The organism is Dinoroseobacter shibae DFL 12 = DSM 16493 (assembly GCF_000018145.1).
In the GTDB taxonomy this organism is placed as follows: Bacteria; Pseudomonadota; Alphaproteobacteria; order Rhodobacterales; family Rhodobacteraceae; genus Dinoroseobacter; species Dinoroseobacter shibae.
On the sequence record NC_009952.1, the window covers coordinates 171760 to 195597 of the forward strand.

27 protein-coding genes are annotated in these 23838 nt (G+C 68.1%); 16 read left to right on the top strand and 11 right to left on the bottom strand.

What is annotated here, in order from left to right; genetic code table 11:
• The first annotated feature begins 128 nt into the window (after positions 1 to 128).
• The gene (locus tag DSHI_RS00835) at positions 129 to 488 is read left to right on the top strand and encodes a response regulator (RefSeq protein WP_012176850.1); all 360 of its coding nucleotides are present in this window, start codon (positions 129 to 131) and stop codon (positions 486 to 488) included.
• Positions 489 to 589: 101 nt separating this feature from the next.
• Here DSHI_RS00835 and DSHI_RS00840 read toward each other — a convergent pair whose 3' ends face one another.
• Positions 590 to 1579: a glutathione S-transferase family protein gene (locus DSHI_RS00840; protein ID WP_012176851.1), complete on the bottom strand. Its 990-nt coding sequence runs from the start codon at positions 1577 to 1579 to the stop codon at positions 590 to 592.
• A gap of 335 nt (positions 1580 to 1914) precedes the next feature.
• On the opposite strand from DSHI_RS00840, the gene DSHI_RS00845 reads away from it, so the two are divergent.
• From DSHI_RS00845 to DSHI_RS00880, 8 genes are all read left to right on the top strand, one after another.
• Positions 1915 to 2160, top strand: coding sequence for a DUF6732 family protein (locus DSHI_RS00845; RefSeq protein ID WP_012176852.1), 246 nt, complete (start codon positions 1915 to 1917; stop codon positions 2158 to 2160).
• Positions 2157 to 3407 carry a sirohydrochlorin chelatase gene (locus tag DSHI_RS00850; protein ID WP_012176853.1) on the top strand — a complete coding sequence of 417 codons (1251 nt, stop codon included), beginning with the start codon at positions 2157 to 2159 and terminating at the stop codon, positions 3405 to 3407. Before DSHI_RS00845 ends, DSHI_RS00850 begins: the two co-directional genes overlap by 4 nt.
• Positions 3408 to 4306: 899 nt before the next feature.
• On the top strand, positions 4307 to 4945 hold the full coding sequence (locus DSHI_RS00855) for a precorrin-8X methylmutase (protein ID WP_044028195.1): 639 nt from the start codon (positions 4307 to 4309) through the stop codon (positions 4943 to 4945).
• Between the two features lie 82 nt (positions 4946 to 5027).
• Positions 5028 to 6230: a bifunctional cobalt-precorrin-7 (C(5))-methyltransferase/cobalt-precorrin-6B (C(15))-methyltransferase gene (locus DSHI_RS00860; RefSeq protein WP_012176855.1), complete on the top strand. Its 1203-nt coding sequence runs from the start codon at positions 5028 to 5030 to the stop codon at positions 6228 to 6230.
• The gene (cobI, locus tag DSHI_RS00865) at positions 6227 to 6928 is read left to right on the top strand and encodes a precorrin-2 C(20)-methyltransferase (RefSeq protein ID WP_012176856.1); all 702 of its coding nucleotides are present in this window, start codon (positions 6227 to 6229) and stop codon (positions 6926 to 6928) included. The genes DSHI_RS00860 and cobI overlap by 4 nt, the downstream gene beginning before the upstream one ends.
• Positions 6919 to 8724, top strand: coding sequence for a precorrin-3B C(17)-methyltransferase (gene cobJ, locus DSHI_RS00870; RefSeq protein ID WP_012176857.1), 1806 nt, complete (start codon positions 6919 to 6921; stop codon positions 8722 to 8724). Before cobI ends, cobJ begins: the two co-directional genes overlap by 10 nt.
• A gap of 123 nt (positions 8725 to 8847) precedes the next feature.
• Positions 8848 to 9624, top strand: a complete 777-nt coding sequence (gene cobM / locus DSHI_RS00875; protein ID WP_012176858.1) for a precorrin-4 C(11)-methyltransferase — start codon at positions 8848 to 8850, stop codon at positions 9622 to 9624.
• A gap of 60 nt (positions 9625 to 9684) precedes the next feature.
• Positions 9685 to 10038 carry a hypothetical protein gene (locus DSHI_RS00880; RefSeq protein ID WP_012176859.1) on the top strand — a complete coding sequence of 118 codons (354 nt, stop codon included), beginning with the start codon at positions 9685 to 9687 and terminating at the stop codon, positions 10036 to 10038.
• A 3-nt stretch (positions 10039 to 10041) separates the two neighbouring features.
• Here the strand turns inward: DSHI_RS00880 and DSHI_RS00885 are convergent, their stop codons facing one another.
• Entirely contained in the window at positions 10042 to 11214 is a 1173-nt protein-coding gene (locus DSHI_RS00885; RefSeq protein WP_012176860.1) for a MalY/PatB family protein, read from the bottom strand.
• 112 nt (positions 11215 to 11326) lie between these two features.
• Between DSHI_RS00885 and def (DSHI_RS00890) the strand changes: the two genes are divergently transcribed.
• From def (DSHI_RS00890) to fmt, 3 genes are all read left to right on the top strand, one after another.
• Entirely contained in the window at positions 11327 to 11851 is a 525-nt protein-coding gene (gene def / locus DSHI_RS00890) for a peptide deformylase (RefSeq protein WP_044027572.1), read from the top strand.
• 72 nt (positions 11852 to 11923) lie between these two features.
• A complete protein-coding gene (def, locus tag DSHI_RS00895) occupies positions 11924 to 12430 on the top strand; it encodes a peptide deformylase (protein ID WP_012176862.1) in 507 nt (168 codons plus the stop codon).
• Positions 12427 to 13326 carry a methionyl-tRNA formyltransferase gene (gene fmt / locus DSHI_RS00900; protein WP_012176863.1) on the top strand — a complete coding sequence of 300 codons (900 nt, stop codon included), beginning with the start codon at positions 12427 to 12429 and terminating at the stop codon, positions 13324 to 13326. Before def (DSHI_RS00895) ends, fmt begins: the two co-directional genes overlap by 4 nt.
• 104 nt (positions 13327 to 13430) lie before the next feature.
• Here fmt and rnhA read toward each other — a convergent pair whose 3' ends face one another.
• The 7 genes from rnhA to ispH all read right to left on the bottom strand — a co-directional run bounded on the left by rnhA (position 13431) and on the right by ispH (position 18841).
• Complete coding sequence (gene rnhA, locus DSHI_RS00905) at positions 13431 to 13904, bottom strand: ribonuclease HI (protein WP_012176864.1); 474 nt, start codon at positions 13902 to 13904, stop codon at positions 13431 to 13433.
• Entirely contained in the window at positions 13897 to 14496 is a 600-nt protein-coding gene (locus DSHI_RS00910; RefSeq protein ID WP_012176865.1) for a class I SAM-dependent DNA methyltransferase, read from the bottom strand. The genes rnhA and DSHI_RS00910 overlap by 8 nt, the downstream gene beginning before the upstream one ends.
• Positions 14493 to 14945: a DUF3429 domain-containing protein gene (locus DSHI_RS00915; RefSeq protein WP_012176866.1), complete on the bottom strand. Its 453-nt coding sequence runs from the start codon at positions 14943 to 14945 to the stop codon at positions 14493 to 14495. Before DSHI_RS00915 ends, DSHI_RS00910 begins: the two co-directional genes overlap by 4 nt.
• 39 nt (positions 14946 to 14984) lie before the next feature.
• On the bottom strand, positions 14985 to 15935 hold the full coding sequence (locus DSHI_RS00920; protein WP_012176867.1) for a phosphatidate cytidylyltransferase: 951 nt from the start codon (positions 15933 to 15935) through the stop codon (positions 14985 to 14987).
• Positions 15932 to 16585, bottom strand: coding sequence for a lysophospholipid acyltransferase family protein (locus tag DSHI_RS00925; protein WP_012176868.1), 654 nt, complete (start codon positions 16583 to 16585; stop codon positions 15932 to 15934). The genes DSHI_RS00920 and DSHI_RS00925 overlap by 4 nt, the downstream gene beginning before the upstream one ends.
• A 22-nt stretch (positions 16586 to 16607) precedes the next feature.
• A complete protein-coding gene (locus DSHI_RS00930; RefSeq protein WP_012176869.1) occupies positions 16608 to 17222 on the bottom strand; it encodes a LysE family translocator in 615 nt (204 codons plus the stop codon).
• A gap of 662 nt (positions 17223 to 17884) precedes the next feature.
• Positions 17885 to 18841 carry a 4-hydroxy-3-methylbut-2-enyl diphosphate reductase gene (gene ispH / locus DSHI_RS00935; protein ID WP_012176870.1) on the bottom strand — a complete coding sequence of 319 codons (957 nt, stop codon included), beginning with the start codon at positions 18839 to 18841 and terminating at the stop codon, positions 17885 to 17887.
• A gap of 174 nt (positions 18842 to 19015) precedes the next feature.
• Here ispH and DSHI_RS00940 point away from each other — a divergent pair, with 174 nt between their 5' ends.
• Positions 19016 to 19429 carry a c-type cytochrome gene (locus tag DSHI_RS00940; RefSeq protein ID WP_425358981.1) on the top strand — a complete coding sequence of 138 codons (414 nt, stop codon included), beginning with the start codon at positions 19016 to 19018 and terminating at the stop codon, positions 19427 to 19429.
• 3 nt (positions 19430 to 19432) lie between these two features.
• Here DSHI_RS00940 and DSHI_RS00945 read toward each other — a convergent pair whose 3' ends face one another.
• Positions 19433 to 19891 carry a YqaA family protein gene (locus DSHI_RS00945; RefSeq protein ID WP_245533030.1) on the bottom strand — a complete coding sequence of 153 codons (459 nt, stop codon included), beginning with the start codon at positions 19889 to 19891 and terminating at the stop codon, positions 19433 to 19435.
• Between the two features lie 67 nt (positions 19892 to 19958).
• Positions 19959 to 20531 (bottom strand): LabA-like NYN domain-containing protein, encoded by a 573-nt coding sequence (locus DSHI_RS00950; protein ID WP_012176873.1) that lies wholly within the window; start codon positions 20529 to 20531, stop codon positions 19959 to 19961.
• Between the two features lie 118 nt (positions 20532 to 20649).
• On the opposite strand from DSHI_RS00950, the gene folK reads away from it, so the two are divergent.
• The 3 genes from folK to DSHI_RS00965 all read left to right on the top strand — a co-directional run bounded on the left by folK (position 20650) and on the right by DSHI_RS00965 (position 23802).
• Complete coding sequence (folK, locus tag DSHI_RS00955; RefSeq protein ID WP_012176874.1) at positions 20650 to 21219, top strand: 2-amino-4-hydroxy-6-hydroxymethyldihydropteridine diphosphokinase; 570 nt, start codon at positions 20650 to 20652, stop codon at positions 21217 to 21219.
• Positions 21220 to 21296: 77 nt separating this feature from the next.
• Complete coding sequence (gene rpoZ / locus DSHI_RS00960; protein WP_012176875.1) at positions 21297 to 21653, top strand: DNA-directed RNA polymerase subunit omega; 357 nt, start codon at positions 21297 to 21299, stop codon at positions 21651 to 21653.
• A gap of 28 nt (positions 21654 to 21681) precedes the next feature.
• The gene (locus DSHI_RS00965) at positions 21682 to 23802 is read left to right on the top strand and encodes a RelA/SpoT family protein (RefSeq protein ID WP_044028199.1); all 2121 of its coding nucleotides are present in this window, start codon (positions 21682 to 21684) and stop codon (positions 23800 to 23802) included.
• Positions 23803 to 23838 lie beyond the last annotated feature (36 nt).

The window sequence follows — 23838 nt, forward strand, 5'->3', positions numbered from 1 at the left end:
TTTTTGCCGATAGGCCGAAAAAACGATCAGTGGATCAAAATTGAATGCGCATTTCCGATTGATCTGGTCTAGGATGGTGTCCGTCAGCGGTTTCAGGCGCATTGTCGGGAATCGGCTACGGGGGAAGAATGCGAGTTTTGATCGTCCATGGCGAAGCCGGCCTTGCCGGCATCTGGGCGGCGCACCTTCGGCGCGGAGGTGCCGTCGTCGATTGCGTCGGCGCGCAAGAGGACGCGGTGCGGCACCTCAGCACGCATCCGGTGGACGTCGTGCTTCTGTCTCTGACCCTGAGTCAGGGCAGCGCCTTGGCGATTGCGGACTATGCCAGCTACCGGCGCCCGGATACCCGCGTGATCTTCGTGAACAACACGCAGTTCTTCAGCGACGGCTCGATCTTCAATCACGTGTCCAACGCGCGCGCGATGATGCCGGAGGACACCCCGCCCGAAGATCTGACCGCGATGGTCGAGCATTACGCCACCCACTGAACCGCCCGCACTTTTTACGCAGCCGCCTGGGCAGCGCGCAGCAAAACTCTTGAGCAAGAGTTTTGCCAAGGATTTTGCTTAAAATCCTTGGCTGTCGGAGGTCAGGCGGCGATCTGGCGGTCGCGGCCGTGCGGTGCTATCCAGTCGATCTGCGGATTGATCGGAATGATCCGGTGCGGATTAATCGTCTCGTGGCTGTAGTGGTAGTGCCGCACGATGTGGTCGAAATTCACCGTCTCCGCCACGCCCGGCCATTGGAACAGCTCCCGCGTGTAGGCCCAGAGGTTGGGGTAGTCCACGATCCGGCGGCGGTTGCACTTGAAGTGCAAATGATAGACCAGATCGAACCGCACGAGCGTCGTGAACAGCCGCCAGTCGGCCTCGGTGATCCGGTCGCCCGCGAGGTAGCGCCGAGTGCCCAGCCTGTCTTCGACCCAGTCCAGGGCCGCGAAGAGCGTGGTGACCGCCTCGTCATAGGCTTCTTGCGTGGTGGCGAAGCCCGACTTGTAGACGCCGTTGTTGATGTCGGAATAGACCCGCGCGTTCACCGCGTCGATCTCGGTGCGCAGGGCCTCGGGATAGAAATCCTGGGTATCGCCCGTGATCCCGTCGAAGGCATTGTTGAACATCCGGATGATCTCGGAGCTTTCGTTCGACACGATCGTCTTGCCGGCCTTGTCCCACAGGATCGGCACCGTCACCCGGCCGGACACCTTCGGGTCGGCCTTGATGTAGAGATCCCGCGCGAAGGGCAGGCCGTAGAGCCGGTCGCCCGTCGCCCCGTGATCGTCCGTCTCGAAGGTCCAGCCATCGCCCAGCATGTCGGGATGCACCACCGAGATGTCGATATGCGGCTCCAGCCCCTTCAGCTTGCGGAAGATCAAAGTCCGGTGCGCCCAGGGACAGGCCATGGAGACATAGAGGTGATAGCGCCCGCTTTCGGCGGCGAAGCCACCACTGCCGGTCGGGCCGGGGGCGCCGTCCGGGGTGATCCAGTTGCGGAACCCGGCCGTGCTGCGCACGAACTTTCCGCCCGTGCTTTCGGTGTCGTACCAGGTGTCGTGCCAGATGCCGTCGATCAGCTGTCCCATGGAAATGCTCCTTTGTCCGTGTCCAACAGGTAACCCGGCAACCTCCGGTAAAAAACGCGCATGACCGCAGGGAGGTTCCCGCATCCGCGCACACAGCCCGTGCCGCCGGGGCGCGGCGCTTTGGCCCGCCGCGGTGTCGCGAAAGGGTTTGCGCGCAGGCGGGGCGGGCGATATGACCCATCCGACGACGCCCGTTTCGGGCCAGAATGGTTGCCATTGCGACGGCTGACCCAACCCGGGGGCCCGTGCATGGATCGTCAGGCTGTGATGCCGCCCCGGCGGTGTCCTGCGTGTGGCCAGGTCTGGATGGGCAACTGCTTGAAAGGACCGCGCCGATGCCCCTGCTGCCTCTTTACTGCCTTGCCGTCCTTGCGGGGATGAGTGCCGCACCTGCCCTTGCCCATCCCGGGCATCTTGCGGGCCTTGCGGGCCATGACCATTGGGTTGCGGGCGCGGCCATCGGGGCGGCGATCGCCATCGGGCTGTTCGGGGCGCTGAAGGGCAGAAAGTCGCGCGCGGATCACCAGCCCGAAGAGGCCGCGGACGCCGCCGAGGCCGACAGTGCCGAGGCCCGGACATGAGCGCCCCCGCGACCCCCAAGATCGGCGTGATGATCTGCGGCCATGGCTCGCGCAGCCAGGCGGCGGTGGACGAGTTCGCGATTCTGGCCGAGAAGCTGCCGGTGCACCTGCCCTCGGGCTGGGAGATGGAATACGGCTATCTCGAATTCGCCAACCCGGTGATCCGCGACGGGCTCGACCGGTTGCGCGAGAAGGGCTGCGACCGGGTGCTCGCGGTCCCGGGGATGCTGTTCGCGGCGATGCACTCCAAGAACGACATCCCCACGGTCCTTTCGACCTACGCCGCCAGGCACGGGATGCAGATTTCCTACGGGCGGGAGCTGGGCGTGGACCCCAAGATGGTTGCCGCCGCCGGGGACCGGGCGATGCAGGCCGTGGCCCGCGCCAATGCCGAGCTGGGCGAGGTGGCGCTGCACGAGACCTGCCTCGTGGTGATCGGGCGCGGGGCGTCGGACCCGGACGCCAATGGCAATGTCGCCAAGATCGCGCGGCTGGTACAGGAGGGGCTGGGCTTCGGCTGGTGCGAGGTGGGCTATTCCGGCGTGACCTTCCCGCTGGTGGAGCCGTGCCTGCGCCATGTGGTGAAGCTGGGTTACAAGCGGGTGCTGGTGCTGCCCTATTTCCTGTTCACCGGCATCCTGATCGACCGGATCTACGGCTTCACCGACCAGGTCGCGGCGGATCACCCGGAGATCCAGTTCGTCAAGGCGGGCTACTTGCGCGACCACCCGGAGGTGTTGCGCACGTTCGCCGAGCGGGTGATCGAGCAGATGTCCGACACCCCGCCGCCCAATTGCGGCGATTGCGGCTACCGCGCCCAGGTGCTGTCGCTGGATGCGGGCGAGACCCGTCTGATCACGGCCGAGGAACGGACCCATCCGGCCTTCGGCGCGGTGCCTCCGTCCACCTGCGTGATGTGCAAGTACCGCACCGCCGTGCTGGGCTTCGAGGGCGAGGTCGGCGCCGTGCAGGAGAGCCACCATCACCACGTCGAAGGGCAGGGCGCCTCGGCCCCGGGTTCGAACGTGGCCGATTGCACGCTCTGCGACACGTTCTGCACCGGAATGTGCCGGTTGGAGGCGCAGGCGCGGCACGACCATCACCACCATCATCACGGGCACGATCACGGCCACTCCCACGGCCACGACCATGACCACGAGCATCACCATCATCACGCGCCCTACCCCCATGCCAAGCACCCGCACGGGCCCGAAAGCGCGCGCAAGACCGTCCGCACCGCAGAGTGATGCGCAGGGCCTTCTGCAGTTACCTAGTCGCGGACTGGTCGGCGAACGGGACGCCCAAAACCGGCAAGGACAGTATCTGGGTCGCGCTCGTGCAACCCGATGCGCGCCCCGTGGTCGAAAACCCGTCCACCCGCAAGGCTGCCATGGCGCTGATCGAGGAGTTGATCGCCGCCGAGCAGGAGGCCGGGCGCCGGGTGCTGGCGGGGTTCGACTTTCCCTTCGGGTATCCCGCGGGCTTTGCCAAAGCCCTCGGCGACGGCGCAGGCTGGCAGGAGGTCTGGGCCCGGATCGCGGCGGAGGTGTCGGACGGTCCGGACAACGCCAATGACCGTTTCGATGCGGCCGCGCGGCTGAACACCCTGTTCCCGGGCGCGGGTCCGTTCTGGGGCAACGGGCTCAAGCGCGACATCCCCGGTCTGCCGCGCAAGCTGCCCGAGGGCTATGGCACCACCCTGCCCGCGCGCCTGCGCCACGCCGAGGCACAGGCCCGCGGTGCGCAGGAGGTCTGGAAGCTCTCGGGCGCGGGCTCCGTGGGGGGGCAGGCCCTGATGGGGATCGCGGCACTCGAAGGATTGCGCCACCGGATCGGGGCCGCTGTCTGGCCGTTCCAGCCATGGCGCGGGGAGGGCCCGGTCCTGGCCGAGGTGTTCCCGTCCCTGACCGACATCCCCCACCTGGCGGGCCGGGTGCGCGACGCGGTGCAGGTCGAAAGCCTCGCGCGTGGTTTGGTGCTCCTCGATGCGGAGGGACGGCTTGCCCCCTTGCTGGATGCCGCCGAACGGCAGCCGGAAGATGTCCGCAGCCATGAGGCCAGCATTCTCGGGCTCGGCTACGAGGCGCTGCTGGGCCGGGCGGTGAAGTCCGGGCTGGGCGCCATGCGGGCGGCGTCCGGCGCCGGGATGCGCCCCTATGAGCGCGATCCCAAGGCGATCTACGCGCAGTCCTTCAAGACCGTGCGGGCCGAGGCCCGGCTGGACAGGTTCCCCCGCGGGCTCGACCAGGTGGCGGTGCGGCTGATCCATGCCTGCGGGATGGTGGATGTGGCGGATCGGCTGGCCTTCTCCGACGGCGCGTTCGAGGCCGGGCGCGCCGCCTTGGAGGCGGGCGCGCCGGTGCTGTGCGATTGCGAGATGGTGGGGGCGGGGATCATCCGCCGCTATCTGCCTGCGGGCAACGAGGTGATCGTGACCCTGAACCGCGCCGAGGTGCCCGCGCGCGCGCAGGCGATCGGCAATACCCGCTCGGCCGCGGCGGTGGAGTTGTGGGAGCCGCTGCTGGGCGGTGCGGTGGTGGCCATCGGCAACGCGCCCACGGCGCTCTTTCACCTGCTGGAGCTGATCGACGCTGGCGCCCCGAAACCCGCGCTGATCCTGGGCTTCCCGGTGGGGTTTGTCGGCGCCGCCGAGAGCAAGGCGGAACTTGCGGCCAACCCGCGGGGCTGCGATTTCGTGGCCTTGCGCGGCCGGCGCGGCGGCTCGGCCATGGCGTCGGCGGCCGTGAACGCTTTGGCCGCCGGATTGCCGGAGGTGGAGACATGAGCGCAACCAATTTTCGTGCAAGAAAATTGTCAAGGATCTTGCAAGATCCTTGGCCCGCGCGGGGCCCGGGCGGTGGGTCGCCATGACCGCGCCGTGGTTGCATATCGTCGGCATCGGTGAGGACGGAATGGCCGGGCTTCTGCCGGCCACCCGGGCTGTGGTCGAGGCCGCCGAGGTCATCGTCGGCGGGGAGCGGCACCACCAGCTCTCCGCCAGCGTCACGGCCGAGCGGATCGCCTGGCCGCACCCGTTCGACGCGCTGATCGACACCCTGACCGGGCTCGCCGGGCGGCGGGTCGTCGTGCTGGCCACGGGCGATCCCCTTTGGTTTTCCGTCGGCGCGCGGATCGGGCGGGCGATCCCGCCGGGCGAGATCACCTATCATCCGCAGCTTTCGGCTTTCCAGCTGGCCGCGGCGCGCATGGGCTGGAGCCTGGCGGATGTGGAAACCCTCACCGTCCATGGCCGCCCCGTCGAGCAGATGATCGCCTTCATCCAGCCCGACCAGCGGCTCCTGATCCTGACCACCGGGGCCGAGACCCCGGCGCAGATCGCGCAGTTTTTGACCGAGCGCGGCTTCGGGCAGTCGCGCATGACCGTGCTCGCCGCCATGGGGGGGGGCGACGAGGCCCGGTTCGACGGTGTGGCCGAGACCTGGGACCACGTTGTGCCGCCGTTCAACACGCTGGCGGTCGAGTGCATCGCCGCCCCGGATTGCGCGCTGCTGCCCCGGGTGCCGGGGCTGGCGGATGACCTTTTCACCCATGACGGCACCATGACCAAGCGCGAGGTCCGCGCGGTCACGCTGGCCAAGCTGATGCCCATGCGCGGGGCGCTGTTGTGGGATGTGGGCACCGGCTGCGGCTCGGTCGCGGTGGAATGGATGCGCGGCGCGCGGTATGCCCGCGCCATCGGGATCGAGCCGCGCGCGGACCGCCGTGCCATGGCGGCGGCCAATGCGCTGGCCCTTGGCGTGCCGAAACTGCAGGTGATCGAGGGTACGGCGCCGGGCGCCTTTGCGGGTCTGGAAGCGCCCGATGCGATCTTTCTCGGCGGGGGCCTGAGCGCCGAGGTGTTCGATGCGGCCTGGGCCGCCCTCCGCCCGCTGGGGCGGCTGGTGGCCAATGCCGTGACCATCGAGAGCGAGCAGGTGCTGGTGGCGCTTCACAAGACCCATGGCGGGGAGCTGTCCAAGCTGTCGGTGCAGCGCGCGGATGCGGTGGGCCCGCGCCTCGGCTGGCGGCCCTTCATGCCGGTGACCCAGTGGAGCCTGATCAAGCGATGAGCGGCACTCTCTATGGCGTGGGTCTCGGCCCCGGGGATCCGGAGTTGCTGACCCTGAAGGCGGACCGGCTGATCCGGGGCGCGCGGGTGGTGGCCTATCCGGCGCTGGTGGCGGGCGACAGCCTGGCGCGCGGCATCGCCGCCGCCGCCATCCCCGAGGACGCGCGCGAGATCCGCATCGAGGTGCCGATGACGCCCGCCCGCGCCCCGGCGCAGGCGGCCTATGACGCCGCCGCCGCCGAGATCGCCGCGGCGCTGGCGGCGGGGGAGGATGTGGTCTGCCTGTGCGAGGGGGATCCGTTCTTCTATGGCTCGTTCATGTATCTCCATGCCCGTCTCGCGGACCGTTTCGCGGTGGAGGTGGTGCCCGGTGTCACCTCCATGACCGCCTGCGCGGCGCGGGCGGCGCGGCCGCTGGTGGCCCGCAACGAGATGCTGACCGTGATCCCGGGGCCGCTGCCGGAGGCGGCACTTGCGGAGGCGCTGCGCGCGGCGGATACGGCGGTGATCATGAAGGTGGGTCGGCATCTGGCCAAGATCCGCCGAGTGCTGGAGGCCGAAGGTCTGGCGGCCCAGGCGGTGTATCTGGAGCGCGCGACGCTCCCGGCGGAGCGGGCGCTGCCGCTCGCCGAGGCGCCGGACCCCGCGCCCTATTTTTCGATGGTTCTCGTGACGAAAGGAGCCGACCCATGGCTGTAACCCTTGTGGTCGTGGCGATTTCGCGTGCGGGCGAGGACACGGCGCACCGGATCGCCGCCGCGCGCGGCTGGGCCGTGCATGGCCGGGCGGGCCGCGTCGACCGGGCGGATGCCCATTTCGACAATGCGCTGACCCATGTGCGCGACCTCTTTGCCGCCGGGGTGCCGGTGGTGGGGGTCTGCGCGGCCGGCATCCTGATCCGGGCGGTGGCCCCCCTGCTGGCCGACAAGACCGCCGAGCCCCCCGTTGTGGCCGTGGCCGAGGACGGGTCCGTGGTGGTGCCGCTTCTGGGCGGGCACCGGGGCGCGAACCGGATCGCGGCGGATCTGTCGGACCTTCTGGGCGGGGTGTCGGCGGTGACGACGGCGGGGGATGTGGCGCTCGGCGTGGCGCTGGATGCACCGCCGTCGGGCTACCGGCTGGCCAACCCGGGCGATGCGAAATCGGTGATGGCGGGGCTCTTGTCGGGGGGCGGCGCGCGTCTGACCGGAGAGGCGCTGTTCGACCTGCCCGCTGGCGAGGGGGCCGAGATCGCCGTGACCGAGGCGCCGCTGGCCGGTGGGCCGGACCGGCTGGTCTATCACCCGCAACGCTTTGCGCTCGGCGCCGGTTGCGCGCGGGATGCAGACCCGCAGGTGCTGCGGGCGCAGGTCTTCGAGATGCTGGCGGAGGCCGGGGTCGCTCCCGGTGCCGTGGCCTCGCTCAATACCCTGGGCCTGAAGGCCGACGAGCCTGCGATGCATGCGCTGGCCGCCGAACTGGGCGTTCCCTTGCGGGTCTTCACCGCGGCCGAACTGGAGGCGGAGGCCGCGCGGCTCGCCACCCCGTCCGAGGTGGTCTTTGCCGAGGTCGGTTGCCACGGGGTCGCGGAAGGCGCGGCGCTGGCGGCTGCGGGGCCGGACGCGGTGCTGGTCCAGCCCAAGCGCAAGACCGCGACGACCACCTGCGCGCTGGCCCGCGCCCCCGCGCCGATCACCGCGCTGCGCGGCCGGGCACGGGGACGGGTGTCGGTCGTGGGCATCGGGCCCGGCCAGTCGGCCTGGCGCACACCCGAGGCTAGCCGCCTGGTGGCGGAGGCGGAGGAGTTGGTGGGCTACGGCCTCTATATCGACCTGCTCGGCCCGCTGGCCGCGGGCAAGGCGCGCGCGGATTTCCCCCTGGGCGGGGAAGAGGACCGCTGCCGCTACGCGCTGGAACGGGCGGGGGAGGGGCGCAACGTGGCCCTCGTGTGTTCGGGCGATGCGGGGATCTATGCCATGGGCGCGCTGGTGTTCGAGCTCTTGGACCGGGGGCCGGAGGCGCAGGGCGTGTCGGATGCCGCGCGCCGGGTGGAGGTGATTTGCGCGCCCGGTGTGAGCGCGCTGCAGGCCGCGGCGGCGCGGGCGGGCGCACCGCTGGGCCATGATTTTTGCGCGATTTCCCTGTCGGACCTGCTGACGCCGCGGGCGGATATCCTGCGGCGGCTGCGGGCGGCGGCGGAGGGGGATTTCGTCATCGCCTTCTACAACCCGGTCTCGAAGACCCGCCGGACCCTCTTGGCCGAGGCGCGCGAGATCCTGCTGGCCCACCGGCCCGCGGACACGCCCGTCCTGCTGGCGAGTTCTCTGGGACGCCCGGAGGAGGAAATCCGCTATCGCCGGCTCGACGGTCTGGAGGTGGACGAGGTCGACATGCTCACCGTGGTGCTGGTGGGCTCGTCGAATTCGAAGCTCGCGCAACTGGGCGCGGGGCCGCGCATGTACACGCCGCGCGGCTATGCGCGCAAGATCGACGGGGACCTGTCCGATGCGGGGTGATCCAAAGGCGCAGGCTGCGCCTGCATTCGATATTTCGCCGCGCGTGGCGGGCCGGGACGCTCATGGGCCCGCGTCGCGGCGGCTGTTCACGGGGTGTGCCCGACTGATGCGGGAGGATGCGCGATGACGGTCTATTTCATCGGCGCGGGGCCGGGCGATCCGGAGCTGCTGACCCTCAAGGCGCAGCGGGTGATCGGGGCCTGCCCCGTGTGCCTTTATGCCGGATCTCTGGTCCCGGCGGAGGTGGTGGCGGGCGCGCCCGCCGGGGCACGGGTGCTGGACACCGCCCCCATGACCCTCGACGACACCCACGCCGAGATTGTCGCGGCCCATGGGCGAGGGCAGGACGTGGCGCGGGTGCATTCGGGCGACCCGTCGCTCTACGGCGCCATCGCCGAGCAGATCCGGCGCCTGCGGGCGGACGGCATTCCTTACGAAATCATCCCCGGCGTGCCCGCTTATGCGGCAGCGGCGGCGGCCTTGGGACAGGAGCTGACCATCCCCGAGGTGGCGCAATCCATCATCCTGACCCGGGTGTCGATGAAATCCACCTCCATGCCCGAGCACGAGACGCTGGAGAATTTCGCCCGAACCCGCGCGACCCTGGCGATCCACCTGGGCGTGCGCAACCTGCGCGAGATCGAGCGCGTGCTGACCCCCCATTACGGGGCCGGATGTCCGGTGGTCGTGGCCTACCGCGTGGGCTGGCCGGACCAGATGTTCCTGCGCGGCACGCTGGCGGATATCCATGCCAAGGTGCGCGCCGAGAAGATCACGCGCACGGCCCTGATCCTGGTCGGCCCGGCCCTGGGCGAAGTCACCGATTTCAAGGACAGCGCGCTCTACGATCCCGAGATGCCCCATGTGCTGCGCCCCCGCGCGCGGAAGACGGGGTCCTAGTCGCGCTTGATCTTGGCGGCGTTCGGCGCATCTTCTTTATCAGCATGAGGAGGGGATGCCATGTCGGAGTTTCTGCCCAAGGAGGTGCGCGACGGCCTCAATCAGGCCCGGGTGCGGGCCGCGCGCCGGGACAAGCGGCGCCTGCGGGTCCAGGTCGGACCGGAGGCCTACACGATCCAGAGTTTCGGAGCGGAGGCTTTTACCCTGCGCGCCGACGGGGCACCGCATCTGCGCGGGCTGGTCGATATCTACAAGGGATCCGAGCACCTCTATCAGGCGCTGATCGTGACCGCCGCTCTGGATGGGCCGGAGATGCGCTATGAGTTCAAGCGCATGACCCGCACCCGCGAGAACGTGCCGCTGGATTACGATCCGGGGCCGAACGTGCCCGCGGGGTTGATTGCCCGGCAGTAGGGATCACTGCAGGTCCGCGAAAGCGTCGGCCAGCCGGTCCACGGCTTCCTGAACCCGTGCGCGCGGCATGCCGACATTGAACCGCAGGCAGCTCTCGCCGCCCTTGCCCAGTGTATGGCCGGGCGTGGCCGCGATGCGGGCTGTGCCATAGACACGCTCGGAAAATTCCGGCCGTTCCATGCCGGTGCCCGCGAAATCCACCCAGGCCAGATAGGTGCCTTGCATCGGCATGGCCGAGAGGCCGGGGATGGCGTTCACGCCGTCATTGAAGACCGCGGCGTTGCCCTCCAGGTAGGTGCAGAGCGCGTCGCACCAGGCCGCGCCCGCCGGGGAGTAGGCCGCTCGCGTGAGGGCCACGCCCAGCAGGTTGGGCTGCATGTCGAGCGTGTTGAAGAACCGGTGAAACCGCGCGCGCAGGTCGGGGTCGGGAATGGTGACGCAGCCCGTGCGCCCGCCCGCGATGTTGAAGGTCTTGGAGGCCGAGGTGGTCATCACCAGCCGGTCGGCGATCTGGGGCGCGGCGACGTGCATCGGGATATGGGTGTGGCCTGCGAAGGTCAGGTCCGCGTGGATCTCGTCGGAGATCAGCAGCAAGTCGTGACGCTGGCAGAAATCGGCGAGCGCGGTCAGCTCCTCTTGTGTCCAGACACGGCCCGCGGGGTTGTGGGGCGAGCAGGCGATGACCATGGTCTCGCGCCCCGACAGCATCCCCGCATAGGCGTCGAAATCCATGGTGTAGACCCCGTCCACGATCGCCAGGGGCAACTCCTTCACCACCCGGCCGGTCTTGGTGATCTTGGCGGCAAACTCGTGGTAGACGGGCGAGAAGATGATCACCTCGTCGCCCGGCGCGGTCAGGGCGTTCAGCGTGATGGCGATGCCGTTGCCGAGCCCGTAGGTGGTGAACATCCACTCCCGCTCCACGGTCCAGCCATGGCGGTCGCGCATCCAGCCGATGATCGCGTCCTCATAGCTTTCCAGCCCGCAGAAATAGCCGTAATCGGCGCGGGCGAGCAGGCCCTGCATGGCCTCCTGCAGAAACGGGCCTGGCGGGAAATCCATGTCCGCGATCCACATGGCCAGCCCGTCCTCGGGCGAGACGCCGAAGGCGCTCTCCATTTTGTCCCATTTGATGCAGTCAGTGTTGCGCCGGTCGATCTCGGTGTCGAAAGTCATGCCTGTCCCCTCGGGTTTGCCGCGAGGCTAACGGTCTGGCGGGCAGGTGCAAGGCCCGCCGATCCGGGCGGGGATGTTGCGCCCGGGGGGGGCGTGGATTACATCAACCGGCATGACCATTCGACCGATCCTGATCCATCCCGACCCGCGCCTCAAGAAGACCGTCGACCCGGTCGCCGAGATCACCGACGAGATCCGGCAGCTGGCCGATGACATGCTGGCCACCATGTATGACGCGCCGGGCATCGGGCTGGCCGGGCCGCAGGTGGCCGCGATGACGCGGATCATCACCATGGATTGCGCCCCCAAGGATGGCGAGCCGGACCCGATGGTTCTGATCAATCCCGAGATCGTCTGGTCCTCGGAAGAGATGAACACCTACGAGGAAGGCTGTCTGTCGATCCCCGAGATGTACGCCGATGTGGAGCGTCCGGCGGAGGTCGAGGTCCGCTGGACCACGCTGGAGGGCGGGGACGCCAGTGCCAGGTGGGGCGGGCTCCATGCCACTTGCGTGCAGCATGAGATCGACCACCTGAACGGCAAGCTGTTCATCGATTATCTCAAGCCGCTGAAGCGGCAGATGATCACCCGCAAGATGGTGAAACTGAAGCGGGAGCGTGCCCGTGCCGAGGGCTGAATCGGGCGGTCGGCGCGGCGTCGGATTTTTGTCGGGCACGTGTCGGGCAAGTGTCGGGCAAATTGTCTGACAATGATCCGACCCTTCCTCTCCTGGCCCGATGCGCGGCTGCGGACCCCCGCCGCCCCGGTGGCCGAGATCACCGACGAGATCCGCACCGTCTGGGACGACATGATCGACACGATGGAGGCGATGCCGGGGATGGGGCCGGGCGCGGGGCTGGCCGCCCCGCAGATCGGCGTGATGCAGGCGCTGGCGGTGGTCGATGCCTCCGAGGAGCGGGGCCGGGCGATCCGGATGGCGAATCCGCAAGTGCTCCATGCCAGCGCACAGCTGCGCAGCCATGAGGAGGCGTCGCCGAACCTGCCTGGCGTCTTTGCGAAGATCGACCGGCCGCGGGCGGTGACGGTGCGGTTCCTGGATGCAAATGGCGCGGTTAAGGAGCAGGATTTCGTCGGGCTCTGGGCCACCAGCGTGCAGCACCAGATCGATCACCTGGCGGGGCGGATGTATTTCGACCGGCTGAGCAAGACGAAACGCGACATGCTGCTGCGCAAGGCAAGGAAGCTGGCAAGATGAGATTGGTCTTCATGGGTACGCCCGCCTTTTCGGTACCGGTGCTCGATGCGCTGGTGGCGGCGGGGCACGAGGTGGCGGCGGTCTATTGCCAGCCGCCGCGCCCGGCGGGGCGGGGCAAGAAGCCGCGCCCGAGCCCGGTGCAGGCGCGGGCCGAGGTGCTGGGGCTTGCGGTGCGGCATCCGGTGTCCCTGAAAGGCGCCGAGGCACAGGCGGATTTCGCCGCGCTCGGGGCGGAGATCGCGGTGGTCGTGGCTTACGGTCTGATCCTGCCGCAAGCGGTGCTGGACGCGCCGGAGCATGGGTGCTGGAACATCCATGCGTCGCTCCTGCCGCGCTGGCGCGGGGCGGCGCCGATCCACCGGGCGATCCTGGCCGGGGATGCGGAGACCGGCGTGTGCATCATGCAGATGGAGGCGGGGCTCGATACCGGGCCGGTGCTGTTGCGCGAGGCGGTGGCGATCGGGGCGGAGGAGACCACGGGGGGCCTGCATGACCGGCTGTCGGCCCTGGGCGCGCGGCTGATCGTCGAGGCGCTGGCGCGGCGGGCGGAACTGGTGCCCGAGCCGCAGCCCGAGGTGGGCGTGACCTATGCCGCCAAGATCGACAAGGCAGAGGCGCGGGTGGACTGGTCGCGCCCGGCGGTCGAGGTGGACAGGCTGATCCGGGGGCTGTCGCCGGTGCCCGGGGCCTGGTGCGAGATAGCGGGCGAACGGGTGAAGCTGCTGGGATCGCGGCTGGCCGAGGGGTCGGGTGCTGCGGGACAGGTGCTGGAGGGGTTCACGCTGGCCTGCGGCGTGGGGGCGGTGGAGATCACGCGGGCGCAGCGGGCGGGCAGGAAGGCGGCCGATGCGGCGGAGATCCTGCGCGGCATGACCCTGCCCGCGCGGTTGGACTGATGCGGGGCAAGCCCGTTCGAACGGGCTTGGACACGCGATTTGGAAATCGCGTTCCAAGCGCCTTGCAAGGCGCTTGATCAAGGCGCTTCGAAGCGCCTTGGGGCTCAGCGGCCCGCTTTGGATTTGCCGGGCTTGAAGGGCGCCATGCCTTCCCGGGCCAGCGCGTCCGCGCGTTCGTTTTCCGGGTGGCCTGCATGGCCCTTGACCCATTCCCACTGCACCTCGTGCCGGGCCTGGGCGGCATCGAGCCTGCGCCAGAGGTCCTCGTTCTTCACCGGCTTCTTGGTCGAGGTTTTCCAGCCATTGCGCTTCCAGCCGTGGATCCAGCCCGTGACCCCGCCTTTCACATAGGCGCTGTCGGTCACGACGGTCAGCCTGGCGGGCCGTTCCAGCGCTTCCAGCGCGTGGATCGCGGCCAGAAGCTCCATCCGGTTGTTGGTGGTCTCGGCCTCGCCGCCCTTGAGCGCGCGCTCCTTGACGACCGTATCGCCGTCGCGGGCGATGAGCAGCGCCCCCCAGCCGCCGGGCCCCGGGTTGCCCGAACAGGCCCCGTCCGTGTAGGCGAAAAGCTCAGGCATCGGGGACCCTCCGGGAGGTGACGATGATGAAGGGATCGGTGCGGCCGGACAGCCCCTCGCCGGTGCCGAAATCCGTATGCGACACCGTCAGGCCGGCGTCGGTCAGGAGCTGCTGCAGCTCCGCGTCGGTATAGTAGGTGTAGAACCGCCCCAGCGCGTCGCGCTCTTCCCCGGTGCCGAGCTTCAGGCCCAGGTGAAACAGCCCGCTGGGGCGCAGGGCCCGGGCGATGGCCGCCAGATGGCCGGGCATCTCGGCGCGGGGCGCGTGGAGCAGGCTGAAATTGGCCCAGATCCCGTCGAAGGCGGCCGCGGCGTCGAGGTCGTCGAACCGCGCGAGCCGCGCGTCGACCCCGAGCGCGCGGGCCTGGGCCACGAATTCGGGCGTGGCGTCCATCGCCACCACCCGGTGCCCGGCCGCCTGCATCAGGGCGGCCGCGCGCCCCGGCCCGCAGCCCAGATCGAGCACATCCGCCCCGGCAGGCAGGGCGTCGAGGAAGGCCTGCAGATGCCCATCCGCGCCCTTGTCGGCGAAGCGGGCGCGGTAGCGCTCCGCCTCCCGCGCGTAGACGGCGAGGGTTTGCGGATCGCTCACACCACCACCCCGACCGCGAGGCAGGCCACGACGATGGCCGTGAGCAGCACCCGCAGGTGCATCCACCAGCGCGGCGCCAGCCCCTGCCGCCAGAACAGGTAGTCCAACGCCAGCAGCCCGATGAACCCGGCGATCAGGTTGGTCAGCGCGTTGGCCGACCCGCCGCCCACGGTGAAGAAGGCCCAGAGGGCGGGGATCACGCTGAGCCCGTAGCCGGTGGTGGCCACGGTGCCTGTGGCCTTGGTGGCAAAGCCCCAGAGCACGCCGGACATGAAGGCGAGGATGATCGTGCCGTAGAAGATCTGCACGTAAGGGCCGATGAAGCGGGGGCCGAACACCTCCATCCCGAAGGCGGCGAGGCCGGGCAAGACCAGCGTGCCCGCGCCGAAGAGGAACGGGATCAGCCCGGCGAGGCCGAGGATCAGGGCGCTGCGAGGAATGTCATTCATGGCGTCTTTCTGCCGGGCGCGAGGCCGGGCGGCAAGACCCTACGGTGTGTGAAAGAAGAACCGGACCACGTGGAAGAACACCGGGGCGGCGAAGAGCACTGAATCGAGCCGGTCGATGAACCCGCCCTGGCCGGCGAACATCGGGCCCCAGTCCTTGACGCCCCGGTCGCGTTTGATCGCGGTCATCACCAGGGTGCCGAAAAAGCCCACGGTCGCGGCGAGGCAGGCGAGCAGGGCGGCCTGCCAAGGCGCGAAGGGGGTGATCCAGTAGAGTGCCGCGCCGAGCAGGGTGGCCGAGGCGATGCCGCCGATCATGCCCTGCCAGGTCTTGGTGCGCGACAGGGTGGGCGCGATCTTGCGCCGCCCGATCAGCTTGGACCAGCTGTATTGCAGCACATCGGTGCTTTGGACCACGATCACCAGGAAGGCCAGGAGCAGGATCATCCGGTCCTCGCCGCCGGGGATGTTCAGGGTCAGAAGCGCGGGCACATGGCTCATGCAGAACACGCAGATCATCAGCGCCCATTGGGTTTCCGCGACGCGTTCGAGGAAATCGGTGCGGTCGCCCTGCAACGCCGAGAGAATGGGCAGCAGCAGGAAGGCATAGACCGGGATGAACACTGTATAGAGCCCGTACCAGCCCAGACCCACCAGCAGGAACTGCACCGGCAGCACCACGAAGAACGAGGCCGCGATGGCCCAGTGATCCGCCGTGCGTTTGGCCGTCAGCGTCATGAACTCGCGCAGGGCGGCGAAGGCGCAGATCCCGAAGAGTGTGACCACCCCGGCATCGCCGCCCAGCGAGAAGAGCGCCACCAGTGCCGAGATCGCCCACCAGGCCATGATCCGGGCGTTCAGGTTCTCGATCGTGGCGTTCTCGCCGCTGGGCGACAGGCGCTGGCGCAGCAGCCGCGCGATGACCGTCGCGAGGACCAGCAGCCCGCCGATGGCGGTGATCTCCCAGGCGAAGGGGAGGGTGGGCTCGGTCATGGCTTGCTGCCCCCATTGGGGCGCAGAGCGACCATGGCATCGGCGGCGCGGGCGAGGAAGGGGCCGATCTCTTCGCCCTCCTCGACGCGGATGGGCGCGCCGAAGGACACGGTACACAGGAGCGGGACCGGGATGACATGGCCCTTGGGCATCACGCGGTTGAGGTTCTCGATCCAGACCGGGACGAGGTCCACGGCGGGCCGGGCCCTGGAAATGTTGTAGATCCCCGATTTGAAGGGCAGGGCCGGGGCGTCGGTCATGTTGCGCTTGCCCTCGGGGAAGATGATCAGCGAGCTGCCCTCGTCCAGCGCGTCGAGGATCAGCGCGATCGGGTCCTCGTCGCCGCGATGCTCGGGGCGCCGCTCGACCATCACGGCGCGGACGACCTCATGCCCGACAAAGGCGCGGAGCCTGGATTTCAGCCAGTAGTCGCTGCCGGCCACGGGGCGGGTGGCGCGGCGCAGCCGCGGGGGCAGGACGGACCAGATCAGGATGAGGTCGGCATTGCTGGTGTGGTTGGCGTAATACACCCGTTGCCGCGGTACAGGTTCGATCCCCTGCCAGATCGCGCGCGGCGCGGTCAGCAGGCGGGCGAGCAGGATCAGCCCCCCGCCCAGCAGCCAGGCCGCGACCCCCGTCAGCAGCCGCATCAGGACGCGGGCCGGCTGCGCGTCATGCGCGCTCCAGCGCCAGACGACCGGCGAGCAGGGCGAAGACCGCCGCGAAGGACCGGTTGAGCCAGGCCATGGCGCGGGCCGAGCCGAGCACCCAGTCGCGGGCCTGGGCAGCGAAGGCGCCGTAGACGAGGAACACGGCGAAGGTCAGGGCCATGAAGACCGCGCCGAGAAGCACCATCTCGGCGGTGGCGGTAGCCGGGTTGCCCGACAGAAAGGGGGGCAGGAGGGCGAGAAAGAAGATCGACAGCTTGGGGTTCAGGATGTTGATCAGCGCACCGCGCCGGGCGATGCGCCAGCCGGGCTCGGCGGTGGTCTCGGCGCGGACCTGCAGCGCGCCGCCGTCGCGCAGCGCGCCCCAGGCGAGCCAGAGCAGGTAGGCGACGCCCGCGAATTTCACCAGGTTGAACAGGAGCGCCGAGCTGTGCAGCACCGCCGCCAGCCCGAGGGTGACGGCCAGCAGGTGCGGCACGATCCCGAGGGTGCAGCCAAGGGCGGCCCAGCCGGCGGCGCGGCGGCCTCGGCCCAGACCGAGCGCGAGAGTGTAGACCACCCCGGTGCCGGGGGCGAGGACGACCACGAAGGCGGTGAGCAGGAAAGAGGCGGTGATCATCTATGGCCCTCGGGTTACGCAACGGACCAAGGGTAAGGCGAAAGCGGTCCGCTTGACCAGCGGGTTTGCGCCGGGCGGCGGGCCTGCGTGGGGGCCAGCCCCCACCCCCCCGGAGTATTTCTGCACAGATGAAGGGGTGGGGCGCGTTGAGCTTGGCGGAGGCGTGTTAAGGTTAATGCGGTGGTGTGAGCCGGGCGGTTTGGGGGATTGCGATGTTGCGGAGGGCCGGTGCGGGGGAGTGATCGGGGGCGTCGGGGGCGCGGGTCGCCTCGAGCCAGTCGGGCTGGGCGTGATGGTGGGGATGGTGTCGCGGGACCGTGTCGCGGCAGGTCGTCGCGGCGCTTGGCGTTCGGTTTTGGTCTTTGTCCAGGGAGGGCTGAAGGGGGGCGGGCTGCATCCGCGCGGGGGCTTACGCCGTTGTTCGGGGCGCAGAGCAGGCCTTTGTCGGTGTCTCTTGCGGCCCCTGCCGGTCAATGCCGGATCGGGATTGCGCGCCTCGGCGCGTCGGTTCGGTAGGCATCGGGTCTGGCGCGATGAGATCCGCGCTGGTCAAGCTGCCGGTCGGCGTTTTCCGGTCGGCACCGAACGGTGTTGGGTACTCCCGACCTGCCCCGTCGGAACGTGGTTGGACCATGGGGGTGGGCAGAGCCGATGTTGTGCGCTCAGGCCCCGGCAGGTTCGCGCAGCACGCGGGGCACCTTGAATTCGACGTTTTCCTGTGCGGTCTCGACCTGTTCGACGGTCAGGTCGAACCGGGTGCGGAAGGCTTCGATCACTTCGTTCACCAGCACTTCGGGGGCGGAGGCCCCGGCGGTGATGCCGATGGAGGAGATGCCTTCGAGGGCGCGCCAGTCGATATCCTCGGCGCGCTGGACCAGTTGGGCATAGGCGCACCCGGCGCTGCGTCCGACCTCCACCAGCCGCTTGGAGTTCGAGGAGTTCGGCGCGCCGATCACGAGCATGGCATCGGCCTTGGGCGCCATGGCCTTCACCGCACCCTGGCGGTTTGTCGTGGCGTAGCAGATGTCTTCCTTGTGCGGGCCTACGATGGCGGGGAAGCGCGCCTGCAGGGCGGCGACGATATCGGCGGTGTCGTCCACCGACAGGGTGGTCTGGGTGATGAAGGCGAGCTTGTCGGGATCGCGGGGCGTGATCGTGGCCACATCGGCGACGGTTTCCACCAGGATGACCTCGCCGTCGGGCAACTGGCCCATGGTGCCCACGGTTTCGGGGTGGCCCGCATGGCCGATCATCACCATCTGCAGCCCGCCCGCGTGGTGACGCTCCGCCTCGATATGGACCTTGCTCACGAGCGGACAGGTGGCGTCCACATAGACCATCTCACGGCGCGTGGCCTCTGCCGGGACCGCCTTGGGCACACCGTGGGCCGAGAAGATCACCGGGCGGTCATCGGGGCAGTCGTCAAGTTCCTTGACGAAGACCGCCCCCTTGGCGCGCAGCCCGTCGACCACGTACTTGTTGTGCACGATCTCGTGGCGCACGTAGACCGGGGCGCCCCATTTCTCCAGCGCCATCTCGACGATCTTGATGGCCCGGTCCACGCCCGCGCAGAACCCGCGGGGCGCGGCGAGATAGAGGGTCAGGGGCGGCAGGGACATGGCGGGGTCCTCGGGTTGTCGGCTGTGCCTTACAAATACGTGTCGGGCGGGCGTTTGACCAGTCCCGAAGCGGGAATTGCGGCCGGGTGCGGGGGGTTGACCTTCCAGTGGGGGAAGCCGCGAGAGGGTGGGATGAAAGACAGGAGGATGCGGATGCGTGTGATTTCAGGGCTGATGGCGGGGCTGTGTCTGGCCATGCCGGTGCGAGCGGAGGGGTTTCTGCCCTGGCAGGATGCGGAGATGGTGGCGCTGGGCGCGACGGTCTATGCCGATCACTGCGCGGCCTGTCACGGTGCACAGCTGGAGGGGCAGGTGCCGGACTGGCGCAGCCCGGGGCCCGACGGACGTCTGCCCGCGCCGCCCCATGACGAGACCGGCCATACCTGGCACCATGCGGACATGCTGCTGTTCCAGATCACGAAATACGGGACCGAGGCGCTGATCGGTGGGGAGTATCGCAGCAACATGATGGGGTTCGGCGATCTGTTGAGTGATGCGGAGATCGTCGCCGTTCTGGCCTATATCAAGAGCACCTGGCCGCCGCAGGTCATCGCGGCCCACGACCGGGTCAATGCCGCCGCGCAGTAGGGATCAGGCGAAGACCCGCACGCCGCCCTCGACCAGGGCGGCGAGGGCGATGTAGCGGGCGGTCTTGGCAAAGCCCACCAGGGCGATGAAGACGAAAAGCCGCGTCCGCATCATGCCGGCCACCACGGTGATCGCATCGCCCAGGGGCGCCCAGCTGAGCAGGAGGCTCCATTTCCCGTATTTGGCGAACCAGCGCTGGGCCTTGTCGAGCTGCGCCTCGGTCACCGGGAACCAGCGCTTGTCTTTGAAACGGGGAATCTGCCAGCCGAGCGCGTAGTTCAGCACCGAGCCGAGCGTATTGCCCACCGAGGCCACCAGCAACAGCGCCCAGAGCGGCACAGCGGCCTGCACCTGGAAGGCGGTGAAGACGATCTCCGATTGCAGGGGCAGGATGGTGGCCGCGCCGAAGGCGGTGCCGAACATCACCGCCAATATGCCTGCCATGGTCTCGAACAGCGTCATGCCCCCCGCCTCGCGTGACAAGACCCGCCGCAGCGGGTCTTGAGTGAGTTTCACCATAGATGGCGTGTCAGTCCGCGGTTTCCACTGCGGTCTCGCGCGGTTCGCGCGGCTCGCGTGGCGGGCGGCCGATGATTTCCTTGAGTTCGTCGAGCTCGATGAAGTTGTCCGCCTGGCGGCGCAGCTCGTCGGAAATCATGGGGGGATGGGAGCGAATGGTGGAGACCACCGAGACCCGCACGCCGCGCCGCTGCAGCGACTCGATCAGCGGGCGGAAATCGCCGTCGCCGGAAAACAGGACGGCGTGATCCATGTGGGGCGCTAGTTCCATCGCGTCCACGGCCAGCTCTATGTCCATGTTCCCTTTGACCTTCCGACGGCCTTGGCTGTCGGTGTATTCCTTGGCCGGTTTGGTGACCATGCTGAACCCGTTATAGTGCAGCCAGTCGACCAGGGGTCGGATCGGGGAATACTCATCGTTCTCAAGCAGCGCCGTATAGTAGAACGCGCGCAGCAGTTTCCCGCGGCGCATGAACTCTTGGCGGAGCAGCTTGTAATCGATGTCAAAGCCGAGCGCCTTGGCTGCGGCATAAAGGTTGGAGCCATCAATGAACAGCGCCAACCTGTCGTCTTTATAAAACATTTACTGGTCCTTCCGGGTAATGCGCTCCACCAAAATTCGTGAGTGTGAATAAAAAGCAGTTTGATGAAACGCATAGAGCAAAGTAAGGCTTTTTCGACCTGCCGCAACCATCAAGCGCATGAAAATTCAGTCATTCGGCATAATTGCGCTTGGCGCAAATCAGCCCCTCGGCGGGCGCACGCCCAAGGTGACCTTGCGTCAGGCCTGCGAGGCGTTGGCGGACGCGCCGTTGGAAATCGTTGCGCGCAGCCGATTTTTCGCCACGCCCGCGTTTCCGGATCCGTCGCAACCGGAGTATGTCAATGGCTGTGTGACCGTGGAAACCGGGCTCGGTGCCAAGGCGCTTCTGAAGGTGTTGCACGATGTGGAGGACAGGCTTGGCCGTGCGCGCGGGCAGCGGTGGGGCGCCCGGACGCTGGACCTCGATCTGCTGGCGCTGGGGGCGCAGGTCTTGCCGGACATGGAGACCTATGCCCAGTGGCGCGACCTGCCGCGCAGCGCGCAGGTGGCGCGCACGCCGAATGAGTTGATTCTCCCCCATCCGCGGATCGCGGACCGGCCCTTCGTTCTGGTGCCGCTGATGGATGTCGCACCGCTCTGGCGGCACCCGGTGACTGGCAAAACGGCCTCGGAAATGCTTCGGAACCTGCCGAAATCGGAAATAGATGCCATTCGACCGCTTGAGTAAGCCTGTTTCGCCTTGTCAAGGCATTTTGCACGCTTTACATGCTGTCCACTGCCCCCTTTGCCAAAACGGAGACATCCATGGCCCGCGTGACGGTTGAAGACTGCGTTGACAAGGTACCCAACCGCTTCGAGCTGGTGATGCTTGCCGCGCATCGCGCGCGCGAGATTTCCGCCGGATCCGAACTGACGATCGACCGCGACAACGACAAGAACCCGGTCGTGTCCCTGCGCGAGATCGCCGAGGAGACCCAGTCGGCGGACGCACTGCGCGAACGGCTGATCGAGTCCAACCAGACCCAGATCGAGGTGGACGAGCCCGAAGAGGACAGCATGGCCATGCTCATGGGCGGCGGCCAGCCGGACAAGCCCGCCGAGGACGACATGTCCGAGGAGAAGTTGCTGCGTGCGCTGATGGAAGCGCAAGGCCAGCCGTGATCTCGTGCCGCGGGATTCGTCGGACAGCCTGATCGAAGCCCGCGACCTGATCGCGCTTGTCCAGACCTACAACCCCCGGACGAACGCGGCCCTGATCGAAGCGGCCTATGACTACGGTCGCGAGATGCACCGGGGTCAGTTGCGCCATTCCGGGGAGGAGTATTTCACCCACCCCGTCGCGGTGGCCGCCATTCTTGCCGAGCAGCGGCTGGATGACAGCACCATCATTACCGCCCTGCTGCATGACACCGTCGAAGACACGCGGTCGACCTTTGCCGAGCTGGAATCGCAGTTCGGGCGCGAGATCGCCGAGCTGGTCAACGGGGTCACCAACCTGACCAACCTGCAGCTGTCGAGCCGCGAGACCAAGCAGGCGGAGAATTTCCGCAAGCTCTTCATGGCGATGTCCAAGGACCTGCGGGTGATCCTGGTGAAGCTGGCCGACCGGCTCCACAACATGCGCACGATCAAGCACATGCCGGTGGAAAAACAGGTCAAGAAGGCCCGCGAGACCATGGACATCTATGCGCCGCTGGCCGGGCGGATGGGCATGCAGTGGATGCGCGACGAACTGGAGGACCTGTCGTTCCGGGTGCTGAACCCGGACGGGCGGCAGTCCATCATGCGCCGGTTCATCAAGCTGCAGAACGAGACCGGCGACGTGGTCCAGAAGATCACCAGCGACATCCGCAAGGAGCTGGACGCCCACGGGATCGAGGCCGATGTCTATGGCCGGGCGAAGAAACCCTATTCGATCTGGCGCAAGATGGAGGCCAAGCAGCTCGGCTTCTCGCGATTGTCGGATATCTACGGGTTCCGGGTCATCACCCACAGCGAAGATGACTGCTACGGGGTGCTGGGCGCGATCCATCAGCGTTGGCGCGCGGTGCCGGGGCGGTTCAAGGATTATATCAGTCAGCCGAAATCGAACGGGTATCGGTCGATCCACACCACGGTGTCGGGCCGTGACGGCAAGCGGGTGGAGGTGCAGATCCGCACCCGCCAGATGCACGAGGTGGCCGAGGCCGGCGTGGCCGCGCACTGGTCCTACCGGGACGGGGTGCAGGTGGAAAACCCCTTCGCCGTCGACCCGGCGGAGTGGATCGCCAGCCTGAGCGAGCGGTTCGAAAGCTCCGAGGATCACGGCGAGTTTCTCGAACACGTCAAGCTGGAGATGTATTCCGACCAGGTGTTCTGCTTCACCCCCAAGGGAGAGGTGGTCAAGCTGCCCAAGGGCGCGACGCCACTGGATTATGCCTACGGCATTCACACCCGGATCGGGGACAGTTGCGTGGGGGCCAAGGTGGACGGGATTCGCGTGCCGCTTTGGACCCGGCTGAAGAATGGCCAGTCGGTCGAGATCATCACCGCCGACGGCCAGCGCCCCCAGGCGACCTGGATCGATATCGTGGTCACTGGCCGCGCCAAGCAGGCGATCCGCCGGTCCCTGCGCGAGGAGGACCGGGCCCGTTTCGTCAAGCTGGGCCAGGAGCTCGCCCGGGTGGCGTTCGACCATGTGGGCAAGCGCGTGACCGACAAGGCGCTGAAGACCGCCGCGCATCAGCTGGGCTATGGCGGGCGGCTGGAGCTGCTCTCGGCCCTGGGCAGCGCGGATATCTCGGCCCGGGACGTGGTCGAGGTGCTCTATCCCGAGTTGCAGGGGCAGGGCGGCGACGAGGTCGCGGCGGATCGCGCGGTGGTCGGCCTTCATTCCGACCAGAGCTTCGAGCGTGCGCGCTGCTGCCAGCCGGTGCCCGGGGAGCGGATCGTCGGCATCGCCTATCGCGGCCACGGGGTGCGCGTGCACGCCATCGACTGCCCGGCGCTGGAGGAGTTCGAGGACGAGATGCGGCGCTGGATCGACCTGCAATGGCATTCAGGACGCCATGCCGCGGTCCACGCGGTTCGGCTGGATGTCACGATCGGCAACGATCAGGGCGTTCTGGGACGAATCTGCACATTGATCGGCGAGCAGCGGGCGAATATTTCCGACTTGCATTTTGTTGACCGGAAACCGGACTTTTACCGCCTACTTCTAGAAGTAGAAGTGCGGGACCTGGAGCACTTGCACCGAGTAATGACCGCCGTGCAGGCCGACACCGATGTGGCGGGCCTGGAACGACACCGTGACCTGAGCCGCAAGCCCTGACTTTCAGGGGAGCGGGCCAAACGAAAAGAGGACCCG